This window comes from Massilia sp. CFBP9012, from assembly GCF_034045115.1.
In the GTDB taxonomy this organism is placed as follows: domain Bacteria; phylum Pseudomonadota; class Gammaproteobacteria; order Burkholderiales; family Burkholderiaceae_D; genus Telluria.
In genome coordinates this window covers 23,330-47,179 of record NZ_JAXCWM010000011.1, presented here as the reverse complement: position 1 = coordinate 47,179, position 23,850 = coordinate 23,330, and the positions used below count along the sequence as shown (strand labels likewise).

The following is a 23,850-nucleotide window of genomic DNA, read 5'->3' as shown; positions in this document are numbered from 1 at the left end:
GGTTGTTTCCTCACCAGTTCCTGAAGCGCTTCGGCGGATCGTACAGGCCGCCGGATGCGCGCACCAGGCCCTTCATGTTCTTGGCGGCCAGCAGGTCGCGGGTCGCCATCCGTTTGTCGATGCCCAGGTCTTCGGGGCGCTGGACGATGCCGCGATCGCGCAGGTTCTCGACCATGCGCTTGTCGCGCGCCATGCCCACCGGCGTGTAGCCGGCCACGCCGCGGATCGCCTGCTCGCGTTCTTCCTCGGTGCGGCACAGCAGCAGGTTGGCGATGCCCTCCTCGGTCAGGATATGGGTCACGTCGTCGCCATAGATCATTACCGGCGGGATCGCCATATTCGCCTGCTCGGCCAGCTGCCAGGCGTCGAGTTTTTCGACAAACGCCGGCGCCATGTGCTCGCGGAAGGTCTCGACCATCTGCACCACCAGCTTCTGCCCGCGCGGGATCACGTTGCGCCCCTGCCGCGCCTGCTCGCCCGCCTTGAGCCAGGCCTTGCTCGGGTGACGCCGGCCGCGCGCATCGGCGCCCATATTCGGCGCGCCGCCGAAGCCCGCAATGCGGCCCAGGGTCGCGGTCGACGAGTTGCCCTGCAAATCGATCTGCAGGGTCGAGCCGATGAACATATCGCAGGCATAGTGGCCGGCCGCCTGGGAGAACGCGCGGTTGCTGCGCATCGAGCCGTCCGGTCCGACGAAGAACACGTCCGGCCGCGCGCTGATGTATTTTTCCATGCCCAGTTCGGAGCCGAAGGAGTGCACCGATTCCACGAAGCCCGCTTCGATCGCCGGGATCAGGGCCGGATGGGGATTGAGCGCCCAGTGGCGCGCGATCTTCCCTTTCAGCCCGAGGCTGGCCGCATAGGTCGGCAATAACAGTTCGATGGCGGCGGTGTCGAAGCCGATGCCGTGGTTCAGGCGCTCGATCTCGTACTCGGCGTAGATGCCCTTGATCGCCATCATCGCCATCAAGACCTGGATCTCGGAGATCTGGGCCGGATCGCGCGTAAACAGGGGCTCGATGTAGTACGGGGTCGGCGACTGCACCACGTAGCCGACCCAGTCGCCCGGGATGTCCACGCGCGGCAGCTTGTCGACGATCTGGTTGACCTGGGCGATCACGATGCCGCTCTTGAAGGCGGTCGCTTCGGCGATGGCCGGCGTGTCCTCGGTGTTCGGGCCGGTGTACAGATTACCCTCGCGGTCGGCCATCTCGGCCGCCACCAGCGCCACGCGCGGCGTGAGGTCGATGAAGTAGCGCGCGAACAGTTCCAGGTAAGTGTGGATCGCGCCGATATTGAGCTTGCCGGCCTGCGCCAGCTTGGCCAGGCGGCCGGCCTGCGGGCCGGAGAACGAGAAATCCAGCTTGGAGGCGATCCCCTTGTCGAACACGTCCAGGTGCTCGGGCAGCGACAGCACTGACAGCAGCATGTGCAGGTCATGCACGCGGCTGGTGTCGACTTTCGTGAGCGCCTTGCCCAGGAAGTCGGCCTGCTTCTGGTTGTTCCCTTCCAGGCAGACCCGGTCGCCCGGCTCCAGCACGGCATTGAGCAGGTCGACGATGTGCGCGGCCTGGACGATCTTGCCGTCCAGCGCCCCGCCGAGCGCCGCCTGGACCCGTGCCAGGCGATCGCCGCGGTTGCGTTGCTGGGTGGTCCAGCGGCCTTCACTTTGATTCATGTGATTTCCTATTAATGCAACTTTAGAACACCACGAACAGCACCCACAGCACGACCGGCGCCACCAGGGTCACGATACCGCCATAGATCATCAGCTGTCGCAAGAAGACGTCGCGGTCGATGCCCTGGGCGCTGGCCAGCACGAGCGCACCGTTGGTCGAGAACGGGCTGACATCGACGATGGTCGATGCGACCGCCATGGCAGCGATGAAGCCGATCGGGTCGACGCCGGTGCCCGAGGCCAGGAACGGCACCGCCAGCGGGATCAGGGAGCCCAGCACCGCGGTCGAGGAAGCGAAGGCCGAGACAACCGCACCGACGAACAGCAGCAGCAAGGCCACGGTCAGCGGCGAAGCCAGGCTGGCGGCACTGTCGCCGACCCAGGTGATGGTGCCCATCTTCTGCATCACGCCGACATAGGTCGATACGCCGACGATCAGCATGATCTCTGGCCACGACACCTGGCCGATGGCGCGTTTCTGCACCTGCGGCGACAGGATCGAGATCAACAGGCCGATGGTGATGGCCACAAAACCGATGTCGAGTTTGTACAGCAGGGTCAGCACGGCCAGCGCGACCAGACCGACCACGGTGAACATCTGGTGGAAGGTCGGGCCTTCGTTCAGGTCGACCGCGGCATGGCCGGCCGCGCTACCCGAGCCAGTGGCGCCCACGGCACCGACGGCGGCGCTCGAACGTTCCTTGGTCAGGCGCTCTTCGCTGGCCGATTCATTCTCGGCGTCGCCGTAGATCTGCGGGCCCTGGGCCGCCACCGCGACCGGCGGACCGAAGGGAGAAACCGGCAGGCCCTTGCCCGAGCGCTCGGCCTTCGGCACCTGCTGGCGCATCAGTTTGGCGCCGCCGAACACGAAGAACAGCAGCACCGACACCGCCAGGTTGACGCCCAGGCTGGTGAAGGCGGTGGTCAGCGGCGAGATCGGCAGCCCCGCTTCCAGCACGACCTTGTTGGTGATGCCCCCGTAGATGCTGATCGGCGAGAAGCCGCCGCCCTGGGCGCCGTGGATCACCAAGAGGCCCATCATGAGGGGATTGATCTTGTACTTGGCCGCGAAGCCCAGCGCGATCGGGGCGATGATTGCCACCGCCGCCGGGCTGACGGCGCCCACCGAGGTGAGCAAGGCGGTGATGAAGAACATCACCCACGGGATGGCCGCGATGCGCCCGCCGACGGCGCGCACCGCGAGCCGCACCAGCCAGTCGATGGTGCCGTTGTTCTGGGCCTGGGCGAACAGGAAGGTGATGCCGACCAGGGTCAGGAATAGTTCGGCCGGGTAGCCGGACATGATGGTCTTGGTTTCCATGCCGGCGACCAGGGTGCCGACAAGGAAGGCGCCAACGAAGGCAATGACACCCATATTGATGGGCATGGCGGTGGCGACGATGAACATCAGCGCCAGCACGCAGATTGCAATGACATGAGAGGACACGGCAAGGCTCCTTCGAGGTGCGGCGCCGGCTCCAACCGGTTGACCGCGGGTGGTACGTCTCCAATACATGATCCCATGCCGCGACCGCCCTGGATCCGGGCGGCGGGCCGGGGTCATGCTCTTAGTTATGCTCTTTGTAAGCTATTTGTGACGCCAAGGTAAACCCGATCGCCGCCAAGATCAATTACGCTCGCTCGGCGACGTTTACTGTCAGCGGAAGCTTTACTGCCGCGCAGAGTCATCGAGAGGCTTCGCTTGACCTTTCTTTCAGCAATTTCACCGCGCCCGAGCAGGTCACGCAGGCCGGGTTCAGCCAGACCGCGGCACGCATCCTGAACCGTTCCTGCTTCGTGCCGACGCCGGGCGGGCCGCTACGACTCGCGCTTGGCGCACAGGCCGACCTGCTGCTAAAGGGCCAGCGCGTGACGCCGGCGCGCTTGCAGCGCGAAGGCTTCGTGTTTCGCTATTCCGAGCTGGTGGGGGCCTTGAACAGCCTGCGGTAAGGGCCTGTCATTCTTTCGGAAAGGCGTCCGCGATCAGCGCGGCGACCTGCTCTATCGGCTCCGGGCATGTGCTTCCCACGTCTTTGGGATACAGTCGATAGAGGGTGTCGCGCGCGAGCGTCGTTCCGGTCTTCAAATCCGTCACCCGGACGGAGGAGCTGGCCATCCACCTGTTCATTCCGCTGCGCCAGGGCACCTGCCTGCGCTCGACCGTCTCACCGACGACGAGTTCGAAACGGGCGCCGGTTTGCTCCGATATCCTCACGCCACCGTCCCCGCAGGCTGTATAGGTGTGCACCCGGCGCGCGCCGGGTTGGCCGTCCGCCGGTACGGGGTCGTGGACTTCTTCCAGGTAGCCCAGCCCAGTCTGTTCGCACAGGCGCGGATTTCGGGCCAGGTGCAGGCGGATCGAATGCGCGCCGAACGCGTGCGGGCTCGCCGGGATGCCTTTCTCGGTCCGCACGCGCAGTGTTGCGCTGGCGGCGCCCGGCACGCGCCAGTCGACCACCCGCTGCCGCTGCAGGCAGAAGGCGGTGAACGCCTCGATATTGGTGGCGTGCCCACGCTTTTCCCGCTCCATGCTCGCCTCATTGCTCGATTTGTAGATGGCGCCGCCAATGAAGAACAGGGCGAAGGGAGAAATGGCGAAGACGAGCAGCACGCAACACCAGACCATTCGATGCTTCGACACCACGATGCCGACGATGAGTGCCAACAGTCCCGCAGCATACCCTAGCACCAGCATGAACAGCGAATCGAGGTCGAAGAACACCGGAGTGTGAGCATGGCAATCGCTCGCAGCGAACATGCCGGCAAGCGCGATGGACAAGCCGATGCGCTTGCGCGATGCGTCTGGCGCCAGCCGCTTCATGTGGGCGTTCGGTGCTTCAGCATGCGGCACACGGCCGCCAGCGCCAGCAGATTGGGATCGCGTTCGCGCACCCGCAAGAAGCTCAGGCCGATGGTCTGCTGCATGTGGTAGTCGGCTTTCAGGGGGATCAGCTGTACCTTGTCGCCGAAGGCATTGCGCACCCGGCCCGGCAGCAAGGTGTAGCCGATGCCGGCCGCCACCAGGTTCATCAGCGAGAAGATGTCGCCCACGCGGGTGACGATGGTCGGCGCATAGCCGGCGATGCGGAAGGCTTCCTGGAAGCCCGTGAGGGTCACGAAGCCATCCTTCAGGCATACGAATTTCTCGGCCGCGCAGGCACGCAGGTCGACTTCCTTCATATTCGCATAGGGCGAGCCGGCCGGCGCGGCGAAGAACACCTCATCCTCGAACAGCGGGATCGATTCGATCTCGGGGTCGGGATCGGGCATGCCCATCAGCGCCGCGTCGATCGCGTTCTGCTTCAGCTTATGCAGCAGTTCGGCGTTCGAACCCAGCACGAGCTCGGTCTCGATTTCCTGCTTGCGCAGCTTGATGCCGATGATGACTTCGGGGATGGCCCCGGTGGTCAGCGAATACAAGGAGCCGATCCTGAGGTGGTCGGCCGAATAGCCGGCCGCCGAGCGCGTGGCGGCGATCCCGTCCGCCATCAGCTTGACTACTTCGCGGCTCACCTCGGCCAGCACCTGGGCCGCCTCGTTCGGGATCAGGTTGCGGCCCTGGAGGCTGAACAGCTGGCAGCTCATGCCCTCCTCGAGCGAATGCAGCGCGCGGTGCACGCTCACCGCGCTGATGTCGAGCATGCGCGCGGCGGCGTTCAGGTTGCCGCCCTCCATATAGGCCAGCAGGATCTCGAGTTTGCGGAAGGTGATGTCGTCGCTGATCTGGCTGCGCATGGGGGCCCTTACAAATATGAACCGTGCGAGGATACCGCGCTCTTCAATTTGGCGCCAATGCAGGCTGCATGCCATCCTGGACGAACAGGCCGGGAGAGCTGTCGGCATACTCGCGCAGCACGTCCCACACCACCTTCACGCGGCGCAGGCGATACAGGTCGGTCGGCGCCGCCAGCCAGAACGAGCGCTCGGCCGAGAAGCCCGGCAGCACCGGCACCAGCCGGCCATCGTCCGGCACCGCATAGGGCGGCGCCATCATGAGGCCCATGCCCAGCGACGCCGCCTCGATCTGCGCCGTCATACCCGAGCAGCACATGCGCCGGCGCGGCGTGAAACCCAGCTCGTTCAGGTACGACAGCTCGCGGCTGGCCAGGCGGTCCTGCACGTAGTCGACGAAGTCGTGGCGCGCCAGGTCGGCCTGGGTGCGGATGGTCGGATGGCGCGCCAGATAGGCGGGCGACGCGTACAAATAAAAGCGGAACGAGGCCAGGCGCGTGACCACGTAGCGGCCGGTGGTGGGCGGATCGAGCATTACGCCCAGATCGGCCTCGCGGTTGGCCAGGTTGGCAAAGCGCGGCAGCGCCAGCAAGTCGATCTGCAGGTCTGGGTGCTGGTCCAGCAGGCCGACCAGCAGCGGCGCCACCACCTTCACCCCGAATACTTCGGGCACCCCGAGCCGCACCACGCCATGGGCCGCCACTTCGGCGCCGCCGATCTGCTCGGCCGCCGCCAGCGCCGCCCCTTCCATCGCCTCGGCGTGCGGCAGCCGGGCCAGGCCGACCTCGGTCAGCTCGTAACCCTCGCGCGAGCGGTCGAACAGGGTCGCGCCGAGCTGGGTCTCGAGCCGGTCGATGCGGCGCGCGACGGTCGTGTGCTCGACGTCGAGGCGGCGCGAGGCGCCCGACAGGGTGCCGGCGCGGGCCAGTTCGAGAAAAAATCTTAAGTCCGTCCACTCCGGGAGCGTATTCATGAGATCGCTTGTCAGATATCAAGATGACACATTGTGCGCTCGTGCACATTCGCTCTGCAAGCAATTTACCGACGATGTCTGCAGCGGCACATAAATGGTGCAATGCGGCATCTGTCCCTAGGAAAGCTCACCACGAATTCCGGCAAGCGGGCTGTGCATTCATGCACAACGGGGTGGGCGATTGTTGACTATTCAACCAAACCCGACCTTGGCACACTGCTTGGCATGCGCTCGATCGCACGCATGCTCGATTGCATGCCATACCAAAAATGAGGAGACTAGAATGCGTCTGACCAGGAAGAAGATGAAGCTGCTGAACCAGTCCGCCGCCGCCCTGATGGTGCTGTCCGGCGGATCGGTGGGGATGGCCCAGGCCCAGGATGCCGGCGGCGCGACCGCAGCTTCAACGGAGGAAAACGTCTCGAAGGTGGTGGTCACCGCGCGCCGGCGCGAAGAGACCCTGCAGGACGTCCCGGTCTCGGTCACCGCGTTCAGCGCCGACCAGCTGTCCAAGCAGGCCGTGCCCGACGTGACCGCCCTGGCCCTGGCGCTGCCGAACACCACCCTCAAGGCCTCGCGCGCCACCAACAGCACGCTCACCGCCTTCATCCGCGGCGTCGGCCAGGCCGACCCGCTGGCCGGCTTCGAATCCGGCGTTGGCATCTATATCGACGACATCTACCTGGCCCGCCCGCAGGCCGCGGTGGCAGACATCTACGACGTCGAACGCATCGAGGTGCTGCGCGGTCCGCAGGGCACGCTGTACGGCCGCAACACCATCGGCGGCGCCGTCAAGTACGTGACCCGCAAACTCGGGCCGCAGCGCGACGTGCGGGTGCGCGCCACCGTCGGCGAGTACGGCCAGAAAGAAGCCGTGATCACCGCCAGCACGCCGCTCACCGACACCGCCCGCGTGGGCGCCACCGTCGCCCGCTTCAAGCGCGACGGCTTTGGCGACAACCTGTTCACCGGCAAGGGCAACTACGACAAGGACGTGACGGCCGGCCGCGTCTCGGCCGAGTTCACGCCCAACCAGGACCTGTTCATCCGCCTGGCCGGCGACTTCACGCAAGACGACTCCAATCCCAAGAACGGCCATCGACTGATCAATGGCCGCACCAGCGGGGCCCCGATCCTGCCGGACGTGTTCGACACGCAGGGCAACCTGACCAAGGCCCTCGGCCACGACCAGGAAGTGCGCGCCTACGGCGGCTCTGCCACCATCGAATACGTGCTCAATAGCGAGTGGAGCGTGAAATCGATCACCGCCGCCCGCCGCGACAAATCGTATGCGCCGATCGACTTCGACGCCCTGCCAGTGGTCGACATGGAAGTGCCGGCGCTGTACACCAACCGCCAGTTCAGCCAGGAGTTCCAGGTCAGCTACAACGGCCCGCGCCTGCAGGGCGTGGCCGGCGTCTACTATATGGACGCCAACGCCTTCAACAAGTTCGACACCATCCTGGCCGGCGCCGTGCCGACGTCCACCTACACCATGGGCGACATCGACACCAAGGCCTGGGCCGCGTACTTCGACGGCAGCTACAACCTCACCGACACCCTGAGCCTGTCGCTGGGCGGGCGCTACACGGTCGACAAGCGCGAGGCCGACGTCCTGCGCCAGATCTACTTCGGCCTGGCCGGCACGCCCGACATGGGCAACCCCGCCGCGATCCTGTTCCGCACCGACACCGACCTGCGCAACGGCCTGCTGGAACGCGAAGACAAGAAATTCACCCCGCGCGTGGCCATCAGCTGGAAGATGAACCCCGCCCATAACGTCTACGCCTCGTATTCCGAAGGCTTCAAGGGCGGCGGCTTCGATCCGCGCCTGAACGTGGTCGGCACCCGCATCCCGCTCGACGTCGCGCGCGCCGGCTATGCGCCCGAGACCATCGAGACCTATGAGCTGGGCCTCAAGTCGGCCTTCAACGGCGGGCGCATCACCACCAATGCCGCCCTGTTCTACAGCGACTACCAGGACGTGCAGATTCCCGGCTCGATCGCGGTCGACACCAACGGCGATGGCCGCGACGACAGCTTCGCCGGCGTGACCACCAATGCCGGCAAGGCCGAGATCAAGGGCGCCGAGCTGGAAGCGATCGCCAACATCACGCCCAACTTCATGATCGCCGGGATGTACAGCTACATCGACGCCAAGTACAAGGAATACATCGTGGCGGGCGTGAACGTGGCCGACCAGCGCATCTTCCAGAACACGCCGAAGAACTCGGCCAACCTGCGCGCCAACTACGACATTCCGCTGCCGCTGATGGGCCACAACGGCCGCATCTCGCTGATCGGCAGCTATTCGTACAAGGGCGCGACCGCCCAGTTCGAGACGCCGTCGATCCTCGACCAGGAGTCGTACAAGATCTGGGACGCGTCGATCGTGTGGACCCGTCTAGATGGCAAGGTGCGCGCCGGCCTGCACGGCAAGAACCTGGGCGACGAGCACTACAAGACCGCCGGCTACCTGTTCCCAACCCTGGGCAACGAAGGCACCGTCACCGCCTTCTACGGCAACCCACGCACAGTCTCCGCCACCCTGGAGCTGCGCTTCTAAGCGTTATCAAATGTGTCGTTTCTGCCACTGGCAGAAACGACTCCCCGCGAAGGCGGGGACCCCAGTTCTCATCCGAAGTCATAGACATCAAGTAACTCGAACATTAAACAGGACCCCCGCGTGCACCACTCCAGCGCCATCACCTACACCAGCAGCGACGGCCTCGCCCTCTACGCACGCGACTACCACGGCGCTGGCGGCCCGGCGCGCCTCCCCGTGATCTGCATCCACGGCCTCACCCGCAACTCGCTCGACTTCGACGAACTGGCCCCGCAGGTGGCGGGCCTGGGACGCCGCGTGCTGGCGATCGACGTGCGCGGCCGCGGCCACTCGGCGCGCGACCCGAACCCGGCCAACTACACGCCGATGGTGTACGCCGCCGACGTGGTGGCCCTGATGCATGCGCTGGGCATCGCGCGCGCCGTCTTCATCGGCACCTCGATGGGCGGCCTGATCACGATGACCCTGGCCGCCCAGCGCCTCGACCTGGTGGCCGGCGCGGTGTTGAACGACATCGGCCCGGTGCTGTCCCCGCGCGGCCTGGAGCGGATCGCCGGCTACGTCGGCAAGCCGGCCACCTTTGCCAACTGGGACGAGGCGACCTGCCATGTACGCGACATCAATGCCTGCGCCTTCCCCGCCAATCCGGATACGGAATGGAACAAGTGGGCCCAACGCGCCTTCGAACAACGCGACGACGGTCTGTTGTGCGCCCGCTACGATCCCGGTATCGCCCACAGCCTGCAAAACGGTAGACTTCCTCCAACCTCGCTGGCCTTGCGCATGGCCTTCCGGCGCCTGACACGGCATCGCCCCACCCTGATGATCCGGGGCGCGCTGTCCGACCTGGTCGAAGCCGAACAGGCGGCCTGGATGCGCAAGGCGGCCCCCAGCCTGGCCTATACCGAAGTGCCGAACGTCGGCCACGCGCCGATGCTCACCGAGCCGGAAGCCTTCGAGGCGATCAGCGCTTTCCTGGCGCGGATCCCTTAAATAAAACAAGGAGACACATATATGCAGCATCTGATCAAACCCCTCGCCTTCTCCCTAGCCTTCGCCTTCGCGGCCGGCGCCGCTCCCGGCGCGCTGGCCCAGGGCAAGGACTTCAAGGTCGCCCTCATTGCCGGCAAGACCGGCATCATGGAATCGTATGCGCGCGAAACCGAGGCCGGCTTCATGCTCGGCCTCGAATACCTGACCAATGGCACCATGGCCATCAACGGCCGCAAGATCAAGGTGATCGTCAAGGACGACCAAAGTAAACCAGACCTGGGTCGCACCCTGCTGGCCGAGGCCTATGGCGACGACCGGGTCGACATCGCCGTCGGCACCACGTCATCCGGCTCGGCGCTGGCGATGCTGCCGGTGGCCAAGGAATACAAGAAGGTCCTGATCATCGAACCGGCGGTGGCCGACGCCATCACCGGCGACAAGTGGAACAAGTATATCTTCCGCACCGCGCGCAGCTCGATGCAGGATGCATTGGCCGCCGCCAGCACCCTGAAGGGCGGCAGCATCGGCTTCCTGACCCAGGACTACGCTTTTGGGCGCGATGCGATCAAGGCCGGCAAGGAGGCGCTGGCGGCGACCGGTAGCGGCGCCAAGGTGGTGCATGAAGAATACGCACCGCTGGCGACGACCGACTTCACCGCGTCCTCGCAGCGCCTGTTCGACGCACTGAAGGACAAGCCGCAGCCGCGCATCCTGCAGATCGTCTGGGCCGGCCCGAACCCGATGAACAAGATCGCCGACCTCAGGCCGGAGCGCCATGGCATCGTGCTTTCCCCGGGCGGCAACATCCTGCCGGTGATGAAGACCTGGAAGAACTTCGCCGGCACCCAGGGCACGATCTATTACTACTACGACTTCCCGAAAAATAAAATGAACGACTGGTTCGTCAAGGAGCACACCAGGCGCTTCAAGGCCCCGCCCGACATGTTCACCGCCGGCGGCATGGCGGCGGCGGGCGCGGTGGTGGCGGCGCTCTCCAAGGTCCCGGACGGCAATGGCGACAAGATGGTGGCGGCGATGGAGGGCATGAGCTTCGAGACCCCGAAGGGATTGATGACGTTCCGCAAGGAAGACCACCAGGCGATCCAGCCGATGTACCACTTCCGCATCAAGAAGGACCAGAAGAACGAATGGGACTTGCTGGAGCTGGTGCGCGAAATCCCGGCCAGCGAGATGCCGCTGCCGGTGAAGAACAAGCGCTGACATGACGGCGCTTGCCCCCACAATGGATGCGCGCCAGCCGGCGCTGTCGACCCGCGACCTGACCATCCGCTTTGGCGGCCACGTCGCGGTGAATGCGGTGACGGCGGACTTCTACCCCGGCACCCTGACCGTGATCGTCGGCCCCAACGGCGCCGGCAAGACCACCTATTTCAACCTGGTCTCGGGCCAGCTGGCGGCCACGAGCGGCAAGGTCGTCCTGCACGGGCGCGACATCACCCGCGATGGCGCCGCCAGGCGCACGCGCCTGGGCATCGGCCGCGCCTTCCAGCTGACCAACCTGTTCCCGCACCTGACCGTGGTCGAGAACGTGCGCCTGGCGGTGCAGAGCCGCGCCAGCATGGGCCTGAACTTCTTCTCGATCTGGTCGAGCCACAAGGAGCTGATCGCGCGCGCCGAGCACTATCTGGAGCGGGTTGCCCTGATGGCCCGGCGCGACATGTTCGTGGGCGCGCTGTCGCACGGCGACCAGCGCAAGCTCGAAGTGGCGATCCTGCTGGCGCTCGAGCCCTCGGTGATGATGTTCGACGAACCCACGGCCGGCATGAGCGTCGACGAGGTGCCCGTGGTGCTCGACCTGATCCGCCAGGTGAAGCAGGAACGCGACAAGACCGTGTTGCTGGTCGAGCACAAGATGGACGTGGTGCGCCAGCTGGCCGACCGCATCGTCGTGCTGCACAACGGCACGCTGGTGGCGGACGGCGATCCGCGCGAAGTGATGCAATCGAAGATCGTACAGGAAGCCTATCTTGGAACACCCGAACCCGAACATGCTCACGCCTGATCCGACGCATCACGCGGCAAATGAGGCGCCGCTGCTGCGGCTGGCCGGCGTGCACACCCACATCGGCCAATACCACATCCTGCAGGGCGTCGACCTGGCGGTGCGGCGCGGCGAGCTCGCCGTGCTCCTTGGCCGTAACGGCGCCGGCAAGACCACCACCCTGCGCACCATCATGGGCCTGTGGAAGGCCAGCGCCGGCAGCATCCACTTCGACGGCCGCGACATCACGACAATGCCCACGCCCGACATCGCCCGCGCCGGCATCGCCTACGTGCCCGAGAACATGGCCGTGTTCTCGGAACTCACCGTGCGCGAAAACATGGTGCTGGCCGCCCGCAACGGCCCGCTGGACGCGGCCCGCGTGGACTGGATCTGCGGCTTCTTCCCCGCCCTGCGCAAGTTCTGGAACCAGCCGGCCGGGAACCTGTCGGGCGGCCAGAAGCAGATGGTGGCGATCGCGCGCGCGATCGCCGAACCAAGGAAGCTCTTGCTGGTCGACGAGCCGACCAAGGGCCTGGCGCCGAGCATCGTGCAAAGCCTGATCGCAGCATTCCGCGAACTCAAGGAGCGCGAGACCACGATCCTGCTGGTCGAGCAGAACTTCAATTTCGTGCGCTCGCTGGGCGACAGCGTGGCCGTAATGGATGACGGCCACGTTGCCCATGCCGGCAAGATGGCGGCGCTGGCCGGCGACGCCGCGCTGCAGCAGCGCCTGCTCGGGCTGTCGCTCGACTCCCACCAATAGGACACGATATGAGTGCAATCCTTCCAGTTTCGAAAACCGTGGCGGAGGCCGATGCGCCGCTGCCGGCGGCGAAGCGCGACATCGCGCCGCTGCTGCTGGTGCCGGCCCTGATGCTGGCCATGCTGCCGCTGGTCGGCAGCTTCCCCACCTGGCTCACCCTCACCGTCGCCGGCCTGGCGATGGGCATGATGATCTTCATCATGGCCAGCGGCCTGACCCTCGTGTTCGGCCTGATGAGCGTGCTGAACTTCGGCCACGGCGCCTTCGTCGCCGTCGGGGCGTTTTCCGCCACGCTGGTCCTGCTGCCCATGCGCGGCTGGCTCGAGATGGACTCCCTGTTAATCAACCTGGGCGTGCTGGCGCTGGCGGTCACGCTGGCGATGGTCGTCACGGGCCTCTTGGGCTGGGCCTTCGAGCGCATCATCGTCAAGCCGGTCTATGGCCAGCACCTCAAGCAGATCCTGATCACGATGGGCGGCATGATCGTGGCCGAACAGCTGATCCACGTGATCTGGGGCGCCGAGACGATCGCCCTGCCGCTGCCGACCGCGCTGCGCGGCGCCATCCTGATGGGAGATGCCGCGGTCGAGAAGTATCGCCTGGTGGCCGTGGTGGTCGGGCTGGTGGTGTTCGTCGCCATGTTCCTGGTGCTCAATCGGACCAAGATCGGCCTGCTGGTGCGCGCCGGGGTCGAGAACGGCGAGATGGTCGAGGCGCTCGGATACCGCATCCGGCGCCTGTTCGTGGCCGTTTTCGCGGCCGGATCAAGCCTCGCCGGCCTGGGCGGCGTGATGTGGGGCCTGTACAAGGAAACCCTCACCGCCGCGATGGGCAGCGAGATCATGGTGATGATCTTCATCGTCATCATCATCGGCGGCCTGGGCTCGGTGGGCGGCTGCTTCATCGGCGCCCTGCTGATGGCGCTGGTGGCCAACTACGCCGGCTTCCTGGCGCCGAAGATCGCCCTGGTATCGAGCATCATCCTGATGATCTCGGTCCTGCTGTGGCGCCCGGCCGGCCTGTATTCGACTTCACGGAGCTGAATTTATGCTGCACCGACTTCTTTCCGGCGACCTGCCGCGCAGCCGCATCCTGACCACGCTGTTGCTCCTGATCGTGCTGGGACTGGCGCTGGCGCCTTTCCTGTTTTCCGGCGCGCGTCCGCTCAACACGGCGGCCACGATCTGCGTCTACATCGTGCTGGTGGCGTCCTACGATTTGCTGCTGGGGTATACCGGCATCGTCTCGTTTGCCCACACCATGTTCTACGGCATCGGCGCCTATGGCATCGGCCTGGCCCTGGCCCGCGTCGACGAACCCACCTGGGGCGTCATGGTCACGGGCCTGGTCCTGGCGCTGCTGCTGGCGCTGGCCCTGGCCCTGGTGGTCGGCCTGTTCGCGCTGCGCGTGCGCGCCATCTTCTACGCGATGATCACGCTGGCCGTTGCATCTTCCTTTGCCGTGCTGGCCTCGCAGCTGTCCGACCTGACCGGCGGCGAGGATGGCGTGACCTTCAGCGTGCCGGAGGTGCTGTCGCCCAGCTACCTGCTGTTCGAGAACGAGGTCTTCGGCCGCTACGTCGACGGCAAGGTGATCACCTATTACCTGGTGTTCGCCGGCTGCCTGCTGCTGTTCCTGTTCCTGCTGCGGCTGGTAAACTCGCCGTTCGGCCGCGTGCTGCAGGCGATCCGCGAGAACGAGTTCCGCGCCGAGGCGCTCGGCTACCGCACCATGGTCTACCGCATCTGGGCCAACTGCCTGGCCGCGCTGGTGGCGGCGCTGGCCGGCGCCCTGATGGCGCTGTGGCTGCGCTACGTTGGGCCCAAGACCTCGCTCGGTTTCGAAGTGATGACCGACATCCTCCTGATCGTCGTCATCGGCGGCATGGGCACCATGTATGGCGCGGTGATCGGCGCCACCCTGTTCATCCTGGCCCAGAACTACCTGAAGGAACTGATGGCGCACGGCTCGACCGCGCTCGAAGGCGTGCCGCTGCTGGCGGCGGCCCTGCACCCGGACCGTTGGCTGCTGTGGCTGGGCGTGCTGTTCATCCTGTCGATCTACTTCTTCCCGATCGGGATCGTCGGCAAGCTGCGCGTGCGGGCCTGGCTGGCGTGGAGCCGCGCGCCCGCTTCCTGATACCCCCCTTTCCCGTCTCCCGTCCTTTCCAGCGCGCCGCATCCGAAATGCGGCGCGCCGCGTATCTTCATGCTGAACGAATGAACGGGCGGCAGACATCATGCATAGGAAAATCTTGATCGTGGGCGGCGGCATCGCCGGCCTTTCGCTGGGCCTGGCCCTTGAACAGCGTGGCATCGCGGCCGACGTCGTGGAGCGCCATGCCACGCCACCGCCGTCCGGCACCGGGCTCTACCTGCCCGGCAATGCCACCCGCGCCATCGCCAGCCTGGGCCTGCTCGACCGGGTACGCGCCAACGCCGTGGCCGTGCGCAGCCAGAAGATCCTGGACCACCGCGGCTGGGAACTGACCGAGACCCGCACCGGCGACGTCTGGTCCCGCTGCGGCCCCTGCCTGTCGCTGCCGCATGCGCGGCTGCACGCCATCCTGGGCGCCGCCTTCGGCGAATCCAGGGTGCGCCACGATGTGTCGGTCGAGGCCATCGACCAGTCCAGCGGACGCTGCGAGGTCGCCTTCACCGACGGCCGCTCGGCCACCTATGACCTGGTGGTGGGCGCCGACGGCATCCATTCGGGCGTGCGCCGGATCGTCCGCCCGGACGTCAACCCGCAGTACGGCCGCCAGGTGTGCTGGCGTTTCATTACCCAGAACATCGCCGGCGTCGCGGGCTGGACCGCCTTGCTGGGCAATGGCAGCACGCTGCTCGCGATTCCCGTGAGCGGCAGCGAGGTCTATGTGTACGCCGACCTGACCTTGCCGCCGGGAGCGGATCCCGAGCGCTACCGCCACGCCTGCCTGCCGGAACTGTTCCAGAAATTCGCCGCGCCCGTATCGCTGCTGCTCGAGCGCGGCCACCAGGACGAGGCGGCAGTCCACTTCGGCCGCCTCGGCCAGGTCGTCATGGACGACTGGGTGCAGGGACGGGTCGTCTGCATCGGCGATGCGGCCCACGCCGCCTCGCCCAATATGGCGCAGGGAGCGGCGCTGGCGATCGAGGATGCCGCGGTGCTGGCCGACGTCCTCGCCGCGGGACAGGACCTCGACACTGCGCTGGCGTCGTACACGCGCCGGCGCCAGCACCGGATCCGCTGGGTACAGCGCCAGTGCGCGGCCAGGGACAAGATGCGCGCCCTGCCCGCGCTGGCGCGCGCCGCCATCTTCGGTCTCTTCGGCGACAGGCTGTACCGGCGCAGCTATGCGCCGCTGCTTGCGCCGCTGTAGGCCGGGCGCGTCCTTGCGCCGCCGGGTTCTCGCCCGGCGCGATCCTGACTTCCTCTTTCCTACCCGGCGCCCGCAGCGCCGTCCTTCCCCCTCCCGCTTTCCCTTTCGCGATTGCCTCGCAGCATAGACTTGCGTGAATGCAAGCGCTTTCGTCAAGTTCCGTTGCGGTGTTTGAGGGACACGACACGTCCTGTTCGCCACCCTGAATGCATATCAATAACGCCGAGGTTGCCATTTTTATCATGAATAGGCAAATGGCCTCGTCGTCAGCCAGCGCGAGGAATTCCATCCTTCTGGCCCATGCACACACACCATGAAAAGACTCACATTCCTGATTGCGACAGCGGCAGTCACAGCCGCCGCATCTTCGTCCCCGGCCACCGCGGCCGAGGCCGAGGTGCTCGATGAGGGCATCGATAACCCGGCCGGACTGTCCGGCTGGGACCACCTCAACCACAGCGTCCCGCCCGGCGCCGACGCATCCGGCTTCGACACCTTGCTCACCACCATCGGCGACGACGCCTTTCCCGCCGAGTGGCGGCAATGGAGCAACGACCTGACGGTCGAAGGAGAAGGACGCTTCGCCTTCCGCTACCTGGGCGATCCCGCCACCCTCGGCTACGCCGGCCTCGACGCCGTGCGCGTGGTCACCGCCGTGCCCGAGCCGGCCGGCGTGCTGGTACTGGCCAGCAGCCTGGGCGTGATTGGCCTGATGCAGCGCCGCGAGCGCTATTGAAACCCGGAGAATTCCATGCGAACCACACTTTCCTCCATTGCTCCCACCTTTGCTCCCACCCTTGCCAGCGCGCTCATGGCGCTGTGCGGCATCGCCGGCGCCGCGCCCCAGGCGCCGGCCGCCCAGGGCCTGACCGTCGTGCGCGACGCCGAGACCGGCGAACTGCGCGCGCCGACCGCGACCGAACTGCGCGCCTTGCGCGCCTCTCCGGCCACCACCACCCGCGAGGCGCCGGCACAGCCGCAGGCGGTGACCGGCACACGCGGCGAAAGCAGCGCCGTGCTGGGCGAGCGCGGCCTCGTGTACGCCGTCGTCAAGCGCGGCGCTGATGGCAAGCTCGACCACCACTGCGTCGACGGCGCCCACACCGCCGCCCGCATCCTCGACCAATCCGCGCAGGGAGCCTCCCGCCATGACCATCATTGAACGCCATGCCGGCTTCGCTGCCGGCGCCTGTCCTGGCCGTCCTGGCCGTCCTGGCCGTCCTGGCCACCTTGCCCGCATCGCCGCCATCGCCCTGCTGGCCGTGGCAAGCCTTGCGGCCATCGGCGACGCGCGCGCGGCCACTATCCACATCATCAACGAGAACGCCCCCGGCGTCGGCTTCAACGATCCGACCCCGGCCCTGCCGGTCGGCGGCAATCCCGGCACCACCCTGGGCGAGCAGCGCCTGCACGCCTTCCGCTTTGCCGCCGACGTCTGGGCCTCGCACCTGGTCAGCACCGTGCCGATCCGTATCGGCGCCGCCTTCCTGCCGCTCGACTGCAACGCCACCGGCGCCGTGCTCGGCGCGGCCGGCGCCTACCAGGTGGTCGCCAACTTCCCGGCCGCGCCGATCAACGGCACCTGGTATCCGACCGCCCTGGCCGGCAAGCTGGCCGGCGTCGATTTCGCCGCGCCCGGCGACCCGCACATCATCGCGCGCTTCAATTCGCGGCTTGGCCTGTTCCCAGACTGTGTTCCCGGCCTCACCTTCTACCTGGGGCTCGACCGCAAGGCCGGCAGCCAGATCGACCTGGTGGCCACCCTGCTGCACGAGATCGCCCACGGCCTGGGCTTTCAGACCTTTACCGACGACGAGAGCGGCGCCTTCCTGCTCGGCCGGCCGTCGATCTGGGATTTCAACCTGGTCGACAACCGCCGGGAGCGCCTGTGGGTAATGATGTCGGAGACCGAGCGGGTCGCCAGCGCCACCACCTGGCGCGGCCTGTCATGGAATGGCTGGCATGTCACCCGCTCCACGCCGTCCGTGCTGAGCCCGGCGTCGGTGCTGACGATCGGCGGTGAGAATGCCGGCGCCGCCTCGGGAGAATACGCGGTGGGCGACGCCAGCTTCGGCCCGCCGATCCGCAATGCGCCGGTCAGCGCGCAGCTGATGCCGGTGGTCGACCAGCTGAACGGCAACGGCCTGGCCTGCTCTCCCCTGAGCGCCGCCAATGCGCTGGCGGTGCGCGGCAATATCGCCCTGGTCGACCGCGGCAGTTGCGACTACGTGGTCAAGGCGCGCAATGTGCAGGCCGCCGGCGCGCTCGGCATGATCGTGGCCGACAGCGCGGCGGGCGAAGTGGCGGGCATGCCGGGGCTCGATGCGAGCATCGCGATTCCCTCGGCCCGCATCACGCGCGCCGACGGATGGGCGCTCAAGCTGGCCCTGCAGAACCGCTCGTCCAACCGCTCCGGCGTGGTGGCGCGGCTGCAGTCCGATCCGGTGCGGCTGGCCGGCACCGACGCCCGCCGGCGCATGCTCATGTATACGCCGGGCGTCAACGCACCCGGCTCCTCGGTTTCGCACTTCACCACCGAGGCCACGCGCAACCTGCTGATGGAACCGTCGATCAACAGCGACCTGCGCTACGTGCTCATGCCGCCGCGCGACCTGACGCTGCCGCTGTTGTGGGACCTGGGCTGGTAAGCTGAGCTGATCTGATCTGAGCTGACAAGGCGGCAGCGGCGGCGCCACGCGCCGCGGTCGCGACCGGCGAAAAAAAACCGGCGCCCTCGCGGGCGCCGGCTCATTCGGCGAAGAACGGGCCTGGGCGATTACGCCTGGGCGCCCTTCTTGAACGCTTCCACGCCGCTCACCAGCTCGGCCTTGGCTTCGTCGATGCCGGCCCAGCCTTCGATCTTGACCCATTTGCCCGGTTCCAGATCCTTGTAGTGCTCGAAGAAGTGCTGGATCTGCTTCAGGCGCAGCTCTTCCAGGTCTTCCAGCGACTGGATTTTCTTGTACATCGGCAGCACTTTTTCGACCGGGACCGCGATCACCTTGGCGTCGCCGCCGCCGTCATCGGTCATCTTCAGCACGCCCAGCGCGCGGCAGCGCACCACCACGCCCGGAGGCAGCGGGAACGGGGTGATGACCAGCACGTCGCATGGGTCGCCGTCGTCGGCGATGGTCTGCGGCACGTAGCCGTAGTTGCACGGGTAGTGCATGGCGGTACCCATGAAACGGTCGACGAAGATCGCGCCGCTGTCCTTGTCGACCTCGTACTTGACCGGATCGGCGTTCATCGGGATTTCGATGATGACGTTGAAGTCGTTCGGCACGTCTTTGCCGGCTGGGACGTTATTCAGGCTCATGGATGGTCCTTGGTTGCTGGAGAGTCAATAATAGGCCGTCATTATAGCGAAACAGGCATGGCCTGTGCGGCGCAACATCCGGCAATGGTGTGGCAAGCCTGGCGTCACAGGATGCTGGCCAATGCGCACTGCCGGTAATGGCTCGCCGCCTCCTGCTCCTGCCCCAGCGCCTCGTGCATCTGGGCCAGCTTGAGGTGGGCCTCGCGCACCATCGACGGCTCGCTGGCCTCCGACAGCGCCTGCTCCAGGTAGCGCTGGGCCTTGCCCCACAATTTCTGTTTCAGGCACAGCGAACCGAGGGTCAGGGCCAGATTGGCGTCCATCGGGCGCTCGCGGCGCCAGGTCTCGCAGGCCTCGATCTGGGCCAGGAGCGAAGGAGAGCCGAATGGGCTGGCGGCGTCGCGGTAGGCGCGCACCACGCGCTCGTCCCAGCCGGCCTTGAGCGACTCTTCGGCGATCGCACGCGCCTCGTCGTGCAGGCCGCGCACATTGAAGGCGCTGGCCGCGCGCGCCGCGATATAGGGCACGGTGCGGTCTTGCGGCGGCACCGTGGCCCAGGTACGGCGCAGCGATTCGGCGTCGTGTCCCTCGCCGCCCAGCAACGCCTCGTAGGACAGCTCGCGCAGGCGGCTCGACAGGGCCGGATGCAGCGCGCGGCGCTTATCCAGGATGCGCACCAGGCGCAGCACTTCGGGCCAGTTGCGCGCCTGCTGGTTGGCCTTCATCGCCCACTGCAGCGCGTGGATGTGGCGCTGGCCGCTGGCATTGAGTTCGGCCACGGCTTCGAGCGCGGCCTCGGGCTGGTGGTCGTCGACCAGCAATTCGGTGACCGTCATCAGGCGCGCGGTCTTGAGGGTGTTGTCGTGGGCGATTCCGGCCAGCCAGGCGTCGCGCCGCGCCGGCTCGCGCATGCGGTGCGCGGCGCGCGCGCCGACCAGGGCGGCCAGGCCCGCGTTCTCGGGCAGCTCGGCGGCGCGCATCGCGGCTTTTTCGGCGTGGCCGAAGCGGCCTTCGAACAAGGCCTTGAGCGCGTCGCGCATGCCCTTGTTGCCTTCACGTTCGGCGCGGCGCTGGCGATAGGCGGCCACGCGCTGCGGCATCTTGAGGGTGGCGTTGGCGGCGCGCACCAGGCCGTACAGCGCCAGGAAGGACACTACCAGCAGCACCACGAACAGGTTGAGGGACATGTCGATCCGGTGCGGCGGATAGAACAGCACCACATTGCCCGGATTGAAGCGCGCCGTCACGGCGATGCCGATGGCGGCGGCCATCAGCGCGACTAACCAGAGAAGTAAACGCATTATTATCGCTTCGCTTTGTGCATGACTTATTTCGCCTTGTAGTTGCGCACGGCGTTCAGGCTGTCCGCCAGCGTCGGCATCTCGATCGTCAGGTTATTGGCCTGGACCTGGCGCAGCGCGGCCTGGGCCGACTGCGTCACGCGCGCGCGCGTGTCGAAATACTTGGCCAGCATGGCCTGGGCCGTGGCCAGGTCGTCGCGGAAGGTCGCCTCGTTGCGCGACAACAGCGCCAGGCGCGCGTTCAGCAGCCGCAGTTTGAGGTTCTCGCGCACGAAGAACGATTCGCTCGGCGACAGCATCAGCGCCTCGGGCGCATCGACGCTGCGCACCCGGATCAGCTGGCGCACGTCGTCCCACATCTCCTGGCTCCAGAGGCTCCAGGTGTCGAGCAGGCGCTGGCCCACGCCCAGCGGCTGCGCCGGGCCGGTGGCCGGCGCAGCCGCGGCCGCAGCCTCGCCCTTGCGGCCGGCGCGCAGCGGCGCCATCGGCAGCAGCGGCTCTTCGTTGGACAGCATCGGCAGCGAATCGACCTGGCCGATCACGTGGTCGAGGCGCACGGCGACGCCGGCCAGGTCCACTGCCGGCAAGGCCTTGAGCTTTTCGATGTCGCCGGCGATCGCGCGCCGGATGGTGAGAAATTGCGGGGTGTCGGAGCGCGACACCGCACGGTCGGCGTTCTGCAGCGCGATCAGGGCGCCCTGCACGTTGCCGGCCAGCTGCAGCTGCTGGCTGGCGGTCGACAGCACCTGCTCGATCTCGGTCAGCGCCCACTCGTCGCGATTCTGCGACAGGTCTTTATAGAGCTGCTCGAGCGCCACCTGCTGGCTCTGGGCCTCGCTCTGGCGGCTTTCGAGCACGCCCACCTTGATCTGGAGCTCCTTCGACTGGTCCGCCACGTCGCGCGCCATTGCCGCCGTCTCGGCATTGACCGCATTGCCCTTCTGGAGGCTGCGCGCCATGTCCTGGCGCAGCGCGTTGATGCGGTTGTGCGATCCATACGTCTGCAGCGCCAGCAGCACGGCCAGGGCGATCACGGCCAGCGGCAGCGGGCGCGCCAGGCGGTCGAACAGGCCGGGGCCGCCCGGCTCACCCATGCGCGGCAGGACGGGACCGCCTCCGGCTGGGGGTACGCCGCCGGCCGGGGGCACGCTGCCCGGAGGAACACCCCCGGCCGCTGCGCCCGACGGCGCGCCGCCCTGGACGCCGTCGGGCTTGTGGAGACTCGGTGCGGGCACATTGGCCTGCGGCTGATCTGGATTGTTCGGCAATTCGTTCATTATTGTGATTGTAACGCTGCTAGTAGGCGTGCATCTCCGGATCCCGTCAGGGTCACGTGGCGCAGGCCCAGGGCATGCGCCGTCTCGGCAATCCGCGCGTGGGGCACGACCAGGCGCTGCTGCTGGAACTGTGCCTCGCATTGCGGCCCCAGCGCCTCCACCAGGCCCCCCAAGCCACGCAGGGCTTCCGAGCTCGTGATTATCCAGTCGTTTGGCTGCGCCAGCAAGGCGCGCAATCGTGCGGCCAGCCCGGGTGTCAATACAGGGGTGCTGCGGCGGTACGCCGCCACCGCCTCGACGGTGGCGCCGGCCGCGCGCAGGGCGTCGGCCAGCAGCTCGCGCCCGCCGTCACCGCGCACGATCAGCACGCGCCGGCCAGCGAAGGCCAGCACGTCCAGGTTCTGCAGAAGGTGTTCCGAATCGCTGTGGGCGGGGTCGAGCGGACTGTGGATCGTATGGCCGGGCGCCGCGACGCCATGGCGCGCGAGCGCGGCGCGGCTGCCCTCGCCCACGACCGCCAGCGGCACCGCCGCCGGCCAGCCGTCGAGATGGGCAAACGCCGCATCGACCGCATTCGGCGACACGAAGACCGCCAGCGCGTAGTCATGCACGGCGGCCAGCGCCGCACGCAGGGGCGCCGGATCGTCGACCGGGTCGATCTCAAGCAGCGGCAGCACCTCGACCGTGCGGCCGATCGCGCGCAGCGCCTCTGCCAGGCCGTCGGCCTGGGCGCGCGGCCGGGTGACCACGACCACGCGCGCGCCCGGCGCCGGGTCCAGCTCAGGCATCCTCGGCCGCATCGACGCGGCAGGCGGCCAGGATCGCGTTGGCATCCTGCTGCGCCAGCAATTCGGACACCTGCTCGCCCCAATACTCCGGCTGCTCGGCGGCGCCCGCCACCTCGGCGTGGGCGCTGCGCTTGCCGTCCGGGGTCGCGACCATGGCGCGCAGGCGCATCTGGCCGTCCTGCACGGTGGCGTAGGCCGCCAGCGGGATCTGGCAGCTGCCGCCAAAGATGCGCGACACCTTGCGTTCGGCCAGCACCGCCTGGGCGGTCTCGACGTGGTTGAGCGGCGCCAGCACGGCGCGCAGGTCGACGCCGTCGCTGCGTTGCCCGCTGAGGATCTCGATCGCCATCGCGCCCTGGCCGGCCGCCGGCAGGGACAGTTCGGGCTCGAGCAGCGCGCGGATGCGCTGCGGCAGCCCCAGGCGCTTGAGGCCCGCGGCGGCCAGGATGATGGCCGCATACTCGCCGCGATCGAGCTTCGCCAACCGGGTGTCCAGGTTGCCGCGCAGCGGCTGGATCACCAACTGCGGGTAGCGCGCCGCGATCAGCGACTGGCGGCGCAGGCTGCTGGTGCCCACCACGGCGCCGGCCGGTAACTCATCCAGGCTGGCGTAATCGTTCGACACGAAGGCGTCGCGCGGGTCTTCGCGCTCGAGCACGGCCGCCAGCTCGAAGCCTTCGGGCAGCTCCATCGGCACGTCCTTGAGCGAGTGCACGGCCAGGTCGGCGCGGCCTTCGGCCATGGCGACCTCGAGCTCCTTGACGAACAGGCCCTTGCCGCCGACCTTGGACAGCGTACGGTCGAGGATCTGGTCGCCGCGTGTTGTCATTCCGAGAATTTCGACGCTACATTCTGGATATAATGCGGCGAGCCGGTCGCGCACGTGCTCCGCCTGCCACATGGCGAGGCGGCTCTCGCGGGATGCGATAATCAGTCTGGCTGGCGCCTGGGGCGCCACGGTAACTACCTGCTGTATAGCGTTTAACACTCGAGTTCTTTCACTGTCATTGGGCCGACCCGGACGATGCCAGTAGCCGTTCCCTGCATAAGATCATAAATTTTATCATGGGGCATCTTGCAGATCGTGGCCAACCGCC

Annotated in this window: 22 protein-coding genes; 12 read left to right on the top strand and 10 right to left on the bottom strand. The window is 67.1% G+C overall.

Features of this window, described 5'->3' with window-relative positions; translation table 11 throughout:
* Positions 1-10: 10 nt before the first annotated feature.
* A complete protein-coding gene (mdcA, locus tag SOM61_RS18415; protein WP_320475431.1) occupies positions 11-1,678 on the bottom strand; it encodes a malonate decarboxylase subunit alpha in 1,668 nt (555 codons plus the stop codon).
* Between the two features lie 22 nt (positions 1,679-1,700).
* Positions 1,701-3,125 (bottom strand): SLC13 family permease, encoded by a 1,425-nt coding sequence (locus SOM61_RS18410; RefSeq protein WP_320475430.1) that lies wholly within the window; start codon positions 3,123-3,125, stop codon positions 1,701-1,703.
* 350 nt (positions 3,126-3,475) lie between these two features.
* On the opposite strand from SOM61_RS18410, the gene SOM61_RS18405 reads away from it, so the two are divergent.
* Positions 3,476-3,628, top strand: a complete 153-nt coding sequence (locus tag SOM61_RS18405) for a DUF1731 domain-containing protein (protein WP_320475429.1) — start codon at positions 3,476-3,478, stop codon at positions 3,626-3,628.
* 7 nt (positions 3,629-3,635) lie between these two features.
* Here the strand turns inward: SOM61_RS18405 and SOM61_RS18400 are convergent, their stop codons facing one another.
* Genes SOM61_RS18400 through SOM61_RS18390 form a run of 3 tightly spaced genes read right to left on the bottom strand, consistent with a single transcriptional unit; the run spans position 3,636 to position 6,383 of the window.
* Positions 3,636-4,499 (bottom strand): hypothetical protein, encoded by an 864-nt coding sequence (locus SOM61_RS18400; RefSeq protein ID WP_320475428.1) that lies wholly within the window; start codon positions 4,497-4,499, stop codon positions 3,636-3,638.
* Positions 4,496-5,413, bottom strand: a complete 918-nt coding sequence (locus SOM61_RS18395) for a LysR family transcriptional regulator (RefSeq protein ID WP_320475427.1) — start codon at positions 5,411-5,413, stop codon at positions 4,496-4,498. Before SOM61_RS18395 ends, SOM61_RS18400 begins: the two co-directional genes overlap by 4 nt.
* 43 nt (positions 5,414-5,456) lie before the next feature.
* Positions 5,457-6,383 carry a LysR family transcriptional regulator gene (locus tag SOM61_RS18390; RefSeq protein WP_320475426.1) on the bottom strand — a complete coding sequence of 309 codons (927 nt, stop codon included), beginning with the start codon at positions 6,381-6,383 and terminating at the stop codon, positions 5,457-5,459.
* 283 nt (positions 6,384-6,666) lie between these two features.
* Between SOM61_RS18390 and SOM61_RS18385 the strand changes: the two genes are divergently transcribed.
* The 11 genes from SOM61_RS18385 to SOM61_RS18335 all read left to right on the top strand — a co-directional run bounded on the left by SOM61_RS18385 (position 6,667) and on the right by SOM61_RS18335 (position 18,719).
* Positions 6,667-8,949 carry a TonB-dependent receptor gene (locus SOM61_RS18385; protein ID WP_320475425.1) on the top strand — a complete coding sequence of 761 codons (2,283 nt, stop codon included), beginning with the start codon at positions 6,667-6,669 and terminating at the stop codon, positions 8,947-8,949.
* A gap of 120 nt (positions 8,950-9,069) precedes the next feature.
* Positions 9,070-9,942: an alpha/beta fold hydrolase gene (locus SOM61_RS18380; RefSeq protein WP_320475424.1), complete on the top strand. Its 873-nt coding sequence runs from the start codon at positions 9,070-9,072 to the stop codon at positions 9,940-9,942.
* A gap of 21 nt (positions 9,943-9,963) precedes the next feature.
* Entirely contained in the window at positions 9,964-11,163 is a 1,200-nt protein-coding gene (locus SOM61_RS18375) for a substrate-binding domain-containing protein (RefSeq protein WP_320475423.1), read from the top strand.
* Between the two features lies 1 nt (position 11,164).
* Positions 11,165-11,965 carry an ABC transporter ATP-binding protein gene (locus tag SOM61_RS18370; protein WP_320475422.1) on the top strand — a complete coding sequence of 267 codons (801 nt, stop codon included), beginning with the start codon at positions 11,165-11,167 and terminating at the stop codon, positions 11,963-11,965.
* Positions 11,952-12,710, top strand: a complete 759-nt coding sequence (locus tag SOM61_RS18365) for an ABC transporter ATP-binding protein (RefSeq protein WP_320475573.1) — start codon at positions 11,952-11,954, stop codon at positions 12,708-12,710. Before SOM61_RS18370 ends, SOM61_RS18365 begins: the two co-directional genes overlap by 14 nt.
* 8 nt (positions 12,711-12,718) lie before the next feature.
* Positions 12,719-13,753 (top strand): branched-chain amino acid ABC transporter permease, encoded by a 1,035-nt coding sequence (locus SOM61_RS18360; RefSeq protein ID WP_320475421.1) that lies wholly within the window; start codon positions 12,719-12,721, stop codon positions 13,751-13,753.
* A gap of 4 nt (positions 13,754-13,757) precedes the next feature.
* Entirely contained in the window at positions 13,758-14,849 is a 1,092-nt protein-coding gene (locus tag SOM61_RS18355) for a branched-chain amino acid ABC transporter permease (RefSeq protein WP_320475420.1), read from the top strand.
* 100 nt (positions 14,850-14,949) lie between these two features.
* A complete protein-coding gene (locus SOM61_RS18350; RefSeq protein WP_320475419.1) occupies positions 14,950-16,071 on the top strand; it encodes an FAD-dependent monooxygenase in 1,122 nt (373 codons plus the stop codon).
* A 313-nt stretch (positions 16,072-16,384) separates the two neighbouring features.
* Entirely contained in the window at positions 16,385-16,807 is a 423-nt protein-coding gene (locus tag SOM61_RS18345; RefSeq protein ID WP_320475418.1) for a choice-of-anchor J domain-containing protein, read from the top strand.
* A gap of 15 nt (positions 16,808-16,822) precedes the next feature.
* Positions 16,823-17,233 (top strand): post-PEP-CTERM-1 domain-containing protein, encoded by a 411-nt coding sequence (locus tag SOM61_RS18340; protein ID WP_320475417.1) that lies wholly within the window; start codon positions 16,823-16,825, stop codon positions 17,231-17,233.
* Positions 17,220-18,719 (top strand): PA domain-containing protein, encoded by a 1,500-nt coding sequence (locus SOM61_RS18335; RefSeq protein WP_320475416.1) that lies wholly within the window; start codon positions 17,220-17,222, stop codon positions 18,717-18,719. Before SOM61_RS18340 ends, SOM61_RS18335 begins: the two co-directional genes overlap by 14 nt.
* Before the next feature lie 128 nt (positions 18,720-18,847).
* Here the strand turns inward: SOM61_RS18335 and ppa are convergent, their stop codons facing one another.
* The 5 genes from ppa to hemC form a co-directional block, all read right to left on the bottom strand.
* The gene (gene ppa, locus SOM61_RS18330) at positions 18,848-19,387 is read right to left on the bottom strand and encodes an inorganic diphosphatase (RefSeq protein ID WP_320475415.1); all 540 of its coding nucleotides are present in this window, start codon (positions 19,385-19,387) and stop codon (positions 18,848-18,850) included.
* A gap of 104 nt (positions 19,388-19,491) precedes the next feature.
* Complete coding sequence (locus tag SOM61_RS18325; RefSeq protein WP_320475414.1) at positions 19,492-20,688, bottom strand: heme biosynthesis protein HemY; 1,197 nt, start codon at positions 20,686-20,688, stop codon at positions 19,492-19,494.
* Between the two features lie 26 nt (positions 20,689-20,714).
* Positions 20,715-21,965 (bottom strand): uroporphyrinogen-III C-methyltransferase, encoded by a 1,251-nt coding sequence (locus SOM61_RS18320; protein ID WP_320475413.1) that lies wholly within the window; start codon positions 21,963-21,965, stop codon positions 20,715-20,717.
* On the bottom strand, positions 21,965-22,753 hold the full coding sequence (locus SOM61_RS18315; RefSeq protein WP_320475412.1) for a uroporphyrinogen-III synthase: 789 nt from the start codon (positions 22,751-22,753) through the stop codon (positions 21,965-21,967). Before SOM61_RS18315 ends, SOM61_RS18320 begins: the two co-directional genes overlap by 1 nt.
* Positions 22,746-23,711, bottom strand: a complete 966-nt coding sequence (gene hemC / locus SOM61_RS18310) for a hydroxymethylbilane synthase (protein ID WP_320475572.1) — start codon at positions 23,709-23,711, stop codon at positions 22,746-22,748. Before hemC ends, SOM61_RS18315 begins: the two co-directional genes overlap by 8 nt.
* Positions 23,712-23,850: the final 139 nt, after the last annotated feature.